The sequence below is a fragment of the Methylocystis sp. sgz306128 genome, from assembly GCF_056032725.1.
In genome coordinates, this window is record NZ_JBVYWO010000001.1 from 121,550 (window position 1) to 133,273 (window position 11,724).

10 protein-coding genes are annotated in these 11,724 nt (G+C 60.2%); 8 read left to right on the plus strand and 2 right to left on the minus strand.

What is annotated here, in order from left to right; genetic code table 11:
• Positions 1 to 13 precede the first annotated feature (13 nt).
• Together AC0N03_RS00545 and AC0N03_RS00550 are read right to left on the minus strand one after the other, a co-directional pair.
• Complete coding sequence (locus AC0N03_RS00545) at positions 14 to 2,284, minus strand: methyl-accepting chemotaxis protein (RefSeq protein WP_474286414.1); 2,271 nt, start codon at positions 2,282 to 2,284, stop codon at positions 14 to 16.
• A gap of 241 nt (positions 2,285 to 2,525) precedes the next feature.
• Positions 2,526 to 3,713 (minus strand): ROK family protein, encoded by a 1,188-nt coding sequence (locus AC0N03_RS00550; RefSeq protein WP_474286415.1) that lies wholly within the window; start codon positions 3,711 to 3,713, stop codon positions 2,526 to 2,528.
• A 417-nt stretch (positions 3,714 to 4,130) separates the two neighbouring features.
• Here AC0N03_RS00550 and AC0N03_RS00555 point away from each other — a divergent pair, with 417 nt between their 5' ends.
• The 8 genes from AC0N03_RS00555 (at position 4,131) to AC0N03_RS00590 (ending at position 11,682) form a co-directional block, all read left to right on the plus strand.
• Positions 4,131 to 5,207, plus strand: coding sequence for a Gfo/Idh/MocA family protein (locus AC0N03_RS00555; RefSeq protein ID WP_474286417.1), 1,077 nt, complete (start codon positions 4,131 to 4,133; stop codon positions 5,205 to 5,207).
• A complete protein-coding gene (locus AC0N03_RS00560) occupies positions 5,207 to 6,052 on the plus strand; it encodes a sugar phosphate isomerase/epimerase family protein (RefSeq protein ID WP_474286418.1) in 846 nt (281 codons plus the stop codon). Before AC0N03_RS00555 ends, AC0N03_RS00560 begins: the two co-directional genes overlap by 1 nt.
• Positions 6,049 to 6,864 (plus strand): alpha/beta fold hydrolase, encoded by an 816-nt coding sequence (locus tag AC0N03_RS00565; RefSeq protein ID WP_474286419.1) that lies wholly within the window; start codon positions 6,049 to 6,051, stop codon positions 6,862 to 6,864. The genes AC0N03_RS00560 and AC0N03_RS00565 overlap by 4 nt, the downstream gene beginning before the upstream one ends.
• The gene (locus AC0N03_RS00570) at positions 6,864 to 7,565 is read left to right on the plus strand and encodes a ribulose-phosphate 3-epimerase (protein WP_474286420.1); all 702 of its coding nucleotides are present in this window, start codon (positions 6,864 to 6,866) and stop codon (positions 7,563 to 7,565) included. Before AC0N03_RS00565 ends, AC0N03_RS00570 begins: the two co-directional genes overlap by 1 nt.
• Before the next feature lie 8 nt (positions 7,566 to 7,573).
• Complete coding sequence (locus AC0N03_RS00575) at positions 7,574 to 8,563, plus strand: ROK family protein (protein ID WP_474286421.1); 990 nt, start codon at positions 7,574 to 7,576, stop codon at positions 8,561 to 8,563.
• A gap of 249 nt (positions 8,564 to 8,812) precedes the next feature.
• On the plus strand, positions 8,813 to 9,802 hold the full coding sequence (locus AC0N03_RS00580) for an ABC transporter substrate-binding protein (protein WP_474286422.1): 990 nt from the start codon (positions 8,813 to 8,815) through the stop codon (positions 9,800 to 9,802).
• Positions 9,803 to 9,959: 157 nt separating this feature from the next.
• Positions 9,960 to 10,943 (plus strand): ABC transporter permease subunit, encoded by a 984-nt coding sequence (locus tag AC0N03_RS00585; RefSeq protein ID WP_474286424.1) that lies wholly within the window; start codon positions 9,960 to 9,962, stop codon positions 10,941 to 10,943.
• Positions 10,936 to 11,682 (plus strand): ATP-binding cassette domain-containing protein, encoded by a 747-nt coding sequence (locus AC0N03_RS00590; protein WP_474286425.1) that lies wholly within the window; start codon positions 10,936 to 10,938, stop codon positions 11,680 to 11,682. The genes AC0N03_RS00585 and AC0N03_RS00590 overlap by 8 nt, the downstream gene beginning before the upstream one ends.
• Positions 11,683 to 11,724 lie beyond the last annotated feature (42 nt).

The following is an 11,724-nucleotide window of genomic DNA, read 5'->3' on the forward strand; positions in this document are numbered from 1 at the left end:
GGCGCCGTTTCTCTCAGGCGGCTTTGGCGCTGTTCATATTGTGCGCCGATGCCTGCTGCGACAGCCGGAAACCTTCGACGATACCGGCCAGTCTGGTGATTTCCTGATCGAGAACGCGCGTTGCCGCATGAGATTGTTCGACCAAGGCGGCATTGGCGGTGGTGATCTGTCCAAGGCTGGAGACAACCTGATGCACATCGTTCAGTTCTTTGGCCTGTTCGCCGGCGCTTGTCACGATCCGGGTCACAGAAGCGTCGATATTGCCAACCTGCGTCATGAACCGGCCAAAGGCCTCGCCTGTTTCGGTAACCAGTTCGACGCCCTTGTTCACCTGCTGGCCGGATGTCAGGATCAGATCCTTGATTTCCTTCGCCGCCTGTGCCGAGCGCAGCGCCAGCGCCCGCACTTCGGATGCGACCACGGCAAAGCCGCGTCCGGCATCGCCCGCCCGCGCGGCCTCAACCCCGGCATTCAGGGCCAGAAGATTGGTCTGGAAGGCGATCTCGTCCATGACGACAATGATATCGCTGATTTTCTGCGAGGATTTTTCGATGCTTTTCATGGCCTCGGTCGCCTGCTCGACAACGGCGCTACTGCGTTCGGCATCGTTGCGCATCAACTGAACCACCTTGCGCGTCTGCTGGGCATGTCCGGATGTGTCCTGCACCGCGGTGGAAATATGCTGCAGCGCGCCGATCGTCTCGTGGAAGCTGGCGGCCTGCCGCTCCGTCTTGCGCGCCAGTTCTTCAGTGCCGCTGTTGATGTCCCGCGCGCCGGAGTGAATGACAGCGGTTGCCGCCGCCACATCCAGCAATGCCTTTTCCAGAGCGTTCATTGCGCCATTATAGTCGCGCTGCAGGCTTTCATATGCTTCGGGCAATGGCTCGGTCATTCTGTAGGTGAGATTTTTCTCTGCAAGACGCGCCAGCCCTGCGCCGAAGGAGCGCGAAACCAGTGTGCGTTCCTTGCCGATGGCCTCCGCCTCGGCGCGTTTGCGCGCCTGTTCTGTATTGTTGTGTTCCTGTTCGGCCTTTGTCAGCAGCGCCTGAATTTTCGAATTGCCGTCCTGAAGCCGCTGTTGCAGCAGGGCTTCGTCCCGTTCGGCCTTCAGGAAAGAGCGGTGAATGATATAAAGGATAGTCAATCCCAGAAGTGCGGCCAGCACGGCGCCGATATAGCCCAGTGTCGCAAATGCACCGATCTGCTTCATTTCCGGGATAGCGAGAAAATCTTCGGGCGGCAGGCCCACCCAGAGCTTGAAATTGGCGTTGGCGGCCTTGATGGGAAGAACTTCTGAATAATACAGATTGGTGTCGGGAATGGCTGCGGACACGCTCTCGCTCGATTCGGTCTGCTGGCCGCCTTCTGCCGCGCCGATGATATTATGGTTCACGGTGTCGATCAGGGCATAATTTCTGGCCGGAAGGAGCTTGGCCAGAGCGCTGTTCAGCATGATGGCGGTAATCGTGCCGGCCAGTTCGTTATGCTCGTCATAAAAGGGCACGGAAAACATCGGCCCCGTTCGGTCGGCGTCTCTGCGTGTCGTGTTGAAAACGCTGTTGTCGCAGGTGATGACAGAGTTGGTGGCCAGAAAGGGAATTTCGTCGGCCTTCTGCATGGTCAGGGCTGGTGCGATATTGCGCAGACTCGCCATTTGCCGGTTCAGCAAATGATATTCGTAGCCTTCCTCCTGCACCGGCAGGTTGGGGTCGGGCGGCGGGTCGGCTTCTTCCGGTTTCTCGGTAATGCCGAGCCGTACCTTGTCGATCATCAGGATCGGCGCTTCCTTTTCATTGGTGGCGGGGTCAACGCGATCAGGATCGAGCGACTGCGGCACAATATAGACTTCGGATACGTCGATATTATTGGCGAGGTTGTTGAAAATCTGCTGGATCGCCTGCCGTCCGTCCGTGCTCAGGTTCTCGCCATGACGGTCGATGCGCCGGACGCTGGCCAGCAGACTGATGGTGCGCAGATTTTGATAGATCTGGTCGAAATCCGTGCTGAGGCTTTTGCTGACGAGATCGGCTTCATCGTGTTTTTTGGCGCGATAGGTTTCAAGCGCGCTCTGTCGCTCATCATTGGCCTTTATGTGCACAGTGAAAGCTATGCCGCCCGCGAAGGACAAAATCATCCCTGCTGCAATGGTTGTCTTGATGGAATGAAACGGAAAAAAGCCCACGATCGTCTCACCTCTGCTTGAATTGGCGACAGGGCCGCGCGAGGGGGCAAATTCCGGCCTCTGCAGGGCAAAGGCAGCAATCGCGCTGGCCCGACGGCTCAAATGGATTTTTAGGAGGACATTCCGGATCGGAACCGGCATGAACATAGGGCATAATGCCATGACAGGCGCGCACGCCCATCATCATGTCATGCCGGATATTGACACTATAGATGTTAATAAGCTGTTAAAAATGAAAATTTATTATTTAAATAAGAGAATATTATAGTGAAAAATTCAAAAATTTTGAATAGACGAATAATAATAAGCTTGATAATCGCATAAACATTACTCTGCTTATCTGTCAGCGGGCGCCGCTGAAGACAAGATCCTCATCAAATGAGAGCGCCGCACGATGCAGGATCGCGGCGGCGCCGACGGCCGGGCCATCCGCGCCGAGCCTTGAGAGTTCGATATCCGGCAAGGGGTGATCTTTCACCATATGGCGGGTGAGGGCGTCGATGACAGCGGCCCGCGCCTGGGTGAACAGCGCTGCGACCGGCCCGCCAAGCACGATCTTTTGCGGGTTGAGTGTGCTGGTGAGCGTGGCAAGGCCGCGGCCAAGATAGGTTGACCAGTCGCCCAGAACGCGCTGCGCGGCAGAATCGCCGCGCGCCAGCGCCTCCAGATAGGACTCCAGTCCGTTTGCCGCACCGCCATAATGGCGGAAGCGCGCGAGAATGGCCTCGCGGCCGATAAAATTTTCCAGCGAGCCGGGCAGGCCGGCAATCTCGCTGAAGCCTTTCTCGCCCACATAGATATGGCCGATTTCACCCGCGAAACCATCATGCCCGCGCATGAGCCTGCCTTCACTCATGATCGCGCCGCCAACGCCGGTATCGAGGAAGACATAGAGCGCATCGCGCACAACACTGGCGTTATTCTGATATATGGCGGCCATGGCAAAGGCATTGGCGTCGTTTTCCGCGCCGATATTGGCCAGATCGGGGAGACGGGCGTGCAGCATCGGTAACAACGGCACCTTTGACCATTTGAGAACCGGCGCGCGCAGCACATTGCCGTCCCTGTCGAGCAGGCCGGGAACGGTCACATTGAGTCCACGCACGCTCTGAGCCGGGACAGCAGCGCAGGCCCGCTCGATGAGACGCGACAGCTTTTCGATGAGTGCGCTCGGTTCCTCCTCGCCGGGCTCAAATCTCTCGACTTCGCGGGCGATGATCGCAGCCGTCAGATCGAGCGCCACGACGGTCAGCTGACCGACGCCGATGTCGGCGCCGATGAATGTCGAATGCAGCGGATTGAGCCGTATGTCGGTGCTGGGCCGCCCCGTGCGGATGTTGCGCTCCTCGGTTTCGGCGGTATCTTCCAACAACAGATTATCGCCGGTCAGGCTGGCGACGATGCTGCTCGTGGTCGAGCGTGTCAGATTGAGGCGGCGAGCGAGTTCGGCGCGGCTCATCGGCCCTTCCCGGAACAGGGTGTCGAGCACCCTGATTTCGTTGATATGCCGGACTGTGCGGGGCATCGCCATAACGTTTCTCCGAGACAAATTCACGCCCGGAAAACGGGCGGCGGCGCGATTGAGCGCCATGGTTCAGTTTTGTTAAGCCCATATGATAGGGCCTTGTTGCGCGCTCTGCCACCCGGAGGGCAACGCTTTGACCGGTATCGGCAATTTAAGCGCTGAGGAACAGTTTAAGCTGGGTTTTTGGTTCGCCAATGGATATTTTGCTTCCCGGAAATGTGCGTCTTAACATTGACAGCGGTCTGAATTATCTGTATCAATTAATTTGTTCGGATTCAAACCAAACAAATTTAATTGAACAGAATCGGTTACTCCAGCAAAGTGTTGCTTTGCCGGACGAGCGTTCAGGCATCGGATTTCTGGCCGCAATGCGGCCAATGACATGGTATTTGCGCCCGGCATTCGGGGTTGAAGGCGGAAGACATGGTGAAAAAGGACGACAGGCGGCTCAGGGTCGGCGTTTTGGGCGCGGGGCAGATCGCGCAGGCCGCGCATTTTGAAAGTTGCGCCAAGGCCCACAATGCCGAGCTCGCGGCCATCTGCGATGTCGCCGAAGATCTGCGCGAGCGGATGGCCATCATGCATGGCGCGGGCAAAACCTATGCCGATTATGACGCCATGCTGGCCGCGACCGATATTGACGCCGTGATCATCGCCACTGCCGACGCCTTCCATGTGCCGGCGGCGATCCGCGCTCTTGAAGCAGGCAAGCATGTCCTGTGCGAGAAGCCCATCGGCCTCACGATCGAGGAAGTCGAGGACCTGAAATCCGTGGTCAGGCGGACCGGTCGCATCCTTCAGGTCGGGCATATGAAGCGGTTCGATGCCGGATTGCAGGCGGCAAAGGCCTTCATCACCAATGAAATGGGTGACATGGCCGCATTGAAGGCCTGGTATTGCGACAGCACCCACCGCTATCCGATGACCGATGCCGTGCAGCCGCTGATTGTCTCCAGCGCCAATGCGCGCAAGCCCTCCGGCAATCCGAAGGCGGACCTGCGACGCTATTATATGCTGGCGCATGGCTGTCATCTCATTGATACAGCGCGCTATTTTGCCGGAGATATTGTTGCCGTGCAGGCGCGTCTCTCCGAGCGGGCGGGCATGTATTGCTGGTTTGTCGATGTTGAATTCGCCAGCGGAACGCTCGGTCATCTCGATCTGACCGTCGCGGTGCGCATGGACTGGCATGAAGGTTTCCAGATTTATGGCCGCAATGGCAGCATCATCGGCAAGACCTATAACCCCTGGTATTATAAATCCAGCGATGTCGATATTTTCCGCGAGGCAGATGGCGCGACCCACCGCGTGCTGGGGGCGGACGGTCATTTCTACCGCCGTCAGCTTGAGGGCTTTGCCGATGTGATATTGAACGGCGCGCCGATGGAGGGCGCTGATATCGATGACGGCCTTGCCTCTGTCCGCGCCATGGTGGCGATTGCGCGTTCGGCTGAATCTGGCTGCCGTGTTGCGCTGGCTGATGTTTCGGGTGGCGTGTGATGCAGCTTGGAATTTTCGCAAAGACCTTTTCCGGCACAGATCCGCAGACCGTTCTGGCGGCTGTGGCCGGGGCCGGTTTTGGCGCGGCGCAATATAACATGGCCTGTTCGGGGCTGCCCGCCATGCCGGATCAGGTGGGACCATCGGATATCGCAGCCATCCGCGCCGCCGCCGAGGCCAGCAATGTCGAGCTTGTCGCCCTGTCGGGTACGTATAACATGATCCATCCCGATCCGGCTGAACGCAAGCGCGGTCACCGGCGGCTGGAGCAGATAGCCGCCGCTGCCTCCGCCCTGTCCATTCCGCTGGTGACACTGTGCACCGGCACGCGCGATGCGCAGGATCAGTGGCGCGCCCATCCTGATAACAATTCGCCTGAAGCCTGGCGCGATCTTGTCGCCTCGATGGATGTTGCGCTCGATATAGCCGAGCGCCATCAGATTGATCTTGGCATCGAGCCGGAACTGGCCAATGTCGTGAATTCCGCCCAGAAGGCGCGTGTTCTGATCTATGAAATGGCGAGCCCGCGCCTCAAGGTCGTGCTTGATCCGGCCAATCTGTTCGAAGTGGCGGCGCTGGACGAGCAGCGGCGCATGGTCGCCTCCGCCATCGATCTTCTGGCCGATCGTATTGTCATGGGCCATGCCAAGGACCGCGACGCGGCAGGCGGCTTTGTCGCGGCGGGCAGAGGCGTGCTCGATTATGGCCATTATCTCAGGTGCCTGCGGCAGACAGGCTTCAGCGGCCCGCTGATCACCCACGGTCTTGAGGCCCGCGAGGCTGCAGAGGTGGCGCGTTTCTTGCGCGGCAAGATCGACGAAGCCGAAATCAGGTTGGTGTCGTGATGCTGGCCGCGCCGCATTTTCAGCGCGACGGGGTGGCCCTTCATGTCGACGATGCTGGCAATCCCGGCCTGCCGGTGTTTTTCCAGCATGGCCTGTGCGGCGATGCCGCGCAGACGGCAGATGTATTTCCTCAGGACAGGCGCTTTCGCCGCATCACGCTGGAATGCCGCGGGCACGGGCGCTCCCAGGCAGGCAGCGCCGAGGCTTTTTCGATTGCGGCCTTTGCGGATGATCTTGCCGCCCTCATCGAAGCGCGCGGCCTTGGCCCCGTTGTTGTCGGCGGCATTTCCATGGGCGCGGCCATCGCGCTGCGGCTTGCGGTGACGCGCAGGGATCTGGTGCGCGGGCTCGTGCTGGCCCGTCCGGCCTGGGTGGCGGATGCCGCGCCGGAGAATATGCGCCCCAACGCGGAAGTCGGCGCCCTGCTTGCGCGCCTGCCCGCCGCCGAAGCGCAGGCGGCATTTGCCGTAAGCGATACGGCGCAAAAGCTCGCGCAACAGGCGCCGGATAATCTTGCCTCGCTCAACGGTTTCTTTTCCCGCGCGCCGCAGGCCGTGACGGCCGCGCTGCTTCAGCGCATTTCAGCGGACGGCCCCGGCATTCCCGAGGCTGCCATTTGCGATTTGCATGTGCCAGCGCTTGTCATTGGCCATGAACGCGACGCCATCCACCCTCTTGGCTTGGCCGAGCGTCTCGCTGCGCTTATTCCCGGCGCCCGTCTTTCCGTTATCACGCCCAAGGCCGACGACAAGGCGCGTTATCGCGCCGAATTCTCGGTCGCACTTTCTGCCTTTCTCGAGGATTTTTTGTAATGCCAGCACCTGCCGCCAACTGGATTGAAACTTTACCTGCCCAGCGCCTGATCGGCGAATTTTCGGTCTGGTCGTCCGACCTGCTCAATATCGGCGCGGAACTGGCGCGGATAGAACCCTTCGCCGACATCCTGCATATCGATGTGGCGGACGGGCATTTTGCCCCGGCCATGCTGTTTTTCCCGGATCTGGTTGCCGCAATCCGCAAACAATCGGCCAGGCCGGTTCACGTGCATCTCATGGTGGCGGATGATGTGCTTCTCTCGCAGATCAGCCAGTTTGCGGATGCCGGGGCCGATCTCATCAGTTTTCACGTTGAAAACGAAAAGGTGAGCGCGACTGCGCTGGATATGATCGCGCGGCGCGGCCTTGCAGCGGGCATGGTACTGCGGGTTGAAACGCCGGTCGCGCGCATTGCGCCGTTCATTCCGCGCCTTCGTTTCGTCACGCTGCTGGGTACGGCTATCGGCGTCAAAGGGCAGGGGCTCAACGAAGCGGCGGGCGAGAGATTGCGCGAGGCGGGGGCGCTGATCAGCGCCGCGCAGGCCGGACACCGTATCGTGCTGGCTGCCGACGGCGGCATCAGGGAACAGACAGTGCCGCTGTTGCGCGCGGCCGGCGCCGAGACCGTGGTTCTGGGTTCGCTTGCGTTCAATGCGCCGGATCTGGCCGCGCGCATGGCATGGCTCCACAATATCTGAGGCTGAGAATGCTCGCGCGCCCATTTGCCATTGGCATAGACCTCGGCGGCAGCCAGATCCGGGCGGCCCTGCTGGATCGCTCGGGCAGCGTCCTCGCGCGCCGCGCCGCGCCGACGCCCGCAAGCGCCGGTCCTGATGTGGTGATCGACAAAATCATCGCTCTGGCCAATGCGGTTTCGGCAGGCATTGCGCGGGATCAGATCGTCGGCATGGGCGTGGCTGCACCGGGACCGCTCGATACGGTCAGCGGCATGGCGCTTTCCACGCCGACATTGGCCGGATTCACCAATCTGCCGCTGACGGATATGCTGCGGGCGCGCACCGATCTCCCGGTTTACCTCGAAAACGACGGCATAGCCGCCGCGCTTGGCGAATGGCGTTTCGGCGCGGGGCAGGGCTACGACAATCTGGTCTATATCACCGTGAGCACCGGCATTGGCGGCGGCATTATCTGCGACGGGCGCATCCTGCGGGGGCGCTTTGGCATGGCGGGCCATATCGGCCATATGACCATCGCGCGCGATGGCGCATTATGCGCCTGCGGCAACAGAGGCTGCTGGGAGGCCTATGGCTCCGGCCCGGCGCTGGCCCGCCGCGCCGAGGCTGAGGCAGCACAGCACAAAGAGAGCGTGCTGCACGGCCTGAACGGCAAGATCGATGGCCGCGCCATTTTCTCCGCGGCGGCGGTGGGCGATGCTCTGGCGCTGGCACTCGTTGCTGAAGAGGCCGATGTGCTGGGTATCGGCATTACCAATCTGCTCCATCTCTATTCGCCGCAGATCGTTCTGCTTGGCGGGGGCATCGCCAATGGATTCGATGTGCTGGAGCCCGGAATCCGCGCCCGTGTTCAGGCCAGCGCGATGCAGCCTTTCCGCAGCGTGCATATTCTGCGCGCCGGGCTGCATGACAATTCGGGCCTCGTGGGCGCTGCGGCGCTGGCCTTCGATGCCACGGCACCCAACGACCATCCGCAATCATCCACCGGCAATGCGACATGACAGGAATAGGCAGCAGCACATGATGGTTCAGAGCCATAAAAGCGCCGCGCTCACGCGGTAATCGGGGGTAAATTCCAGCCATTATTTCAGACACTTCTCTTTGAGAAGCGACAAGATCGCTCGACCTTTTTCAAATTTATCGCGCGTAAAATTTTGAATTGACGAAATAAAAAAATGTTGCAATGGTTCAGTCTGGTGAGGCTTGGAATTGGTCAGCCTGAGCCAAAAAACAAATCGTGGGAGAAAACAATGGAACGTCGCTCTTTACTTAAACTGATGGGTGCCACCGGGGCTGTTGCCGGAACGGGTCTGCTCACTGGCTCCGCGCAGGCTGCGGACAAAATCACCATCGCGCTTATTCCCGGCCTGACGGCCGACGGCTTTTATGTCACCATGCACAAGGGTGCCGAGGCGGCAGCCAAGGCTGTTGGCGTCAACCTTCTGTATCAGGGTGCCGCCGAGTGGAACGTCTCCCTGCAGATGCCGATTCTTGATGCGATCATCGCCAAGAAGCCGAGCGCCATCCTCATCGCCCCCAATGACAAGACCCAGATGATCAAGCCGCTGAAGAAGGCTTTCGATGCGGGCATTTCCGTCATCTGCGTCGATACGTTCATCGGCAGCGGCGTCTTCCAGACCGGCGCGGGCGATGCGGATTTCCCGGTCTCCTATGTTGCTTCGGACAACGTGCTGGGCGGTCGCATGGCGGCGCGCGCGCTGGCCAAGGCCATTGGCGAGAAGGGCAAGGTCTATGTCGCCAACGTCAAGCCCGGCGTCTCCACCACCGACCAGCGCGAAGAGGGCTTCAAGGACGAGATGAAGAAATATTCCGGCATCACCGTTCTGGATACCCAGTTCAATGATGACGATGCCAACAAGGCAGCCGCGCAGGTTCAGGCCGTTATCGGCCGCGAACCCGATCTTGCCGGTGTGTTCGGCGCGAACCTGTTTTCGGCTCAGGGCGCTGCCAACGGCGTCAAGCAGGCCGGCAAGGCAGGCAAGATCAAGCTGGCCGGCTTTGATGCGCCTGAGTCCATCGTGCCGCTGCTCAAGGACGGCACCTTCGAACTCACCATCGCGCAGCATCCGGCCGAAATCGGCTATTTCGGCCTGATCGCCGCCTATGCCCATGTCACCGGCAATCCGGTTCCGACTGCTATCGGCACAGGCTTCACCGTGATGACCAAGGACAATATCGACGATCCGAACGTCAATAAGTTCCTTTACAAGAGCAAGTAATTGCAGCGCGCGCTCCGGCTGTCCGCAGGACAGCCGGAGGCGTCGGAATTTCGGCGGCCTGCCCCGGCGCGGGCCGCACATTTATTGACGGCTTGAAAGCTGGAATTCACACATGGCCTTAGCGGAACGCAGGGGGACTGCAGTTCATCCCCTATTCATGAAAATTGCAGAAATGCGGGCATGGTTCTTCCTGATCCTGCTCATCGTGTTTTTTGAAGTCTGGTCGCGCGCCACCAGCGGTGCGAGCTTCATTTTCAATATCTATAATCTGCAGTCGATTTCGGTGTTCACCACCGCACCATTGCTGCTGGCGCTCGGCCAGACATTTGTCATCATTTCTGCGGGCATAGATCTGTCGCTGGGCTTCGTCATGGGGCTGGCATCGGTTATCGCGGCCCATTCCGCCAATTATTTTGCGGTGCAGCTGCATATAGATCCGTTTCTGTCCATGGTGCTTGGCATTCTCGCCGGCATGGTCATGACCATCGTGCCGGGATACGTCAACGGCTGGCTGATTTCGCAGCTCAAGGTGCCGCCGTTCATCGGCACGCTGGGCATGTATGGGGTGGCACGCGGCGCCGCCTATCTCTTTGCCGGGGGTATGACCATCGCCATCGATAACGACTGGTACAGCGCCATCGGCAATGGCCGGGTTGCCGGTATTCCGGTTCTGGTCATTCTCACGGCTATCGCCTGTCTCGTGATGCATTACCTGCTGTCGCAGACGCATTTCGGTCAGCATACCTATGCGATGGGCGCCAGCAAGGCCGCGGCCAACCGCGCGGGCATCAATACCAAGGCTCTGACCAGCAAGCTTTATCTTCTCTCTGCCGTCATGGCCGGTCTGGCCGGCGCGCTCTATACCGGGCGCTTTTCGGCGGGTGCGCCGCAGGCGGGCGAGCCGTTGCTGCTCGATTCCATCGCCGCCGTCGTTATCGGCGGGGCCAGCCTGTTCGGCGGTTCGGGCACCATCTGGGGGACGATCGCCGGGGCGCTGGTGATTGCCGTCATTCAATACGGACTTGTGTTCATCGACGTGGAGCCGTTCTGGCAGTTTATCGCGGTGGGCACGGTCATCATCATTTCCGTTCTGGTCGACCAGACGCAGCGCCGTTTCATGGGAGGACGCCAAGTTGAGTGACGCCACGCCTATCCTTTCCATCCGCAATGTGTCGAAGGCTTTCGGCGCGGTGCAGGCGCTGTCCGGCGTATCCTTCGATGTGCAGCCCGGCGAAGTGGTGGCTCTGGCCGGCGACAATGGCGCGGGCAAATCCACGGTGATCAAGACCATCTCCGGCGTCTTCCGCCACGACGAGGGCGAGATCATGCTCGATGGCCGCCCGGTCTCCTTCGCGACGCCGCAGGAAGCGCGCGACAATGGAATAGAGACGATCTATCAGGACCTTGCGCTAGCCGACAATCTCTCCATCGGCGAGAACATCTTTCTCGGACGGGAGCCGACGCGCAAGCTCTTTGGCCTGCTTCCCGTGCTCGACCGACGCAAGATGGCGCAGGCCGCGCAGGAGACGATGGAAAAGCTCGATTTTCATGTCACCCGCCTGGAAGCGCCGGTGGCGGCCTTTTCCGGCGGCCAGCGGCAGGCCGTGGCCATTGGCCGCGCCATGTACTGGAACGCGCGGCTTGTCATCATGGACGAACCCACCGCCGCCCTCGGCGTGCCGGAACAGCGCAAGGTGATATCGCTCATTCAATCGCTGAAGGCGCAGGGCAAGGGCATCATCTTCATCTCGCACAATCTGCGCGACATTTTCGAGGTGGCCGATCGTATCGTCGTGTTCCGCCGCGGCGAGAATGCGGGCGAGCGGCGCCCGGCCGAGACAAGCGGCGACGAAATCGTCCGCCTCATGGTCGGCAAATGAAGCTGCCCGCCAGGGCCGGTTTCGGGCCTTGACGCGGGTTGT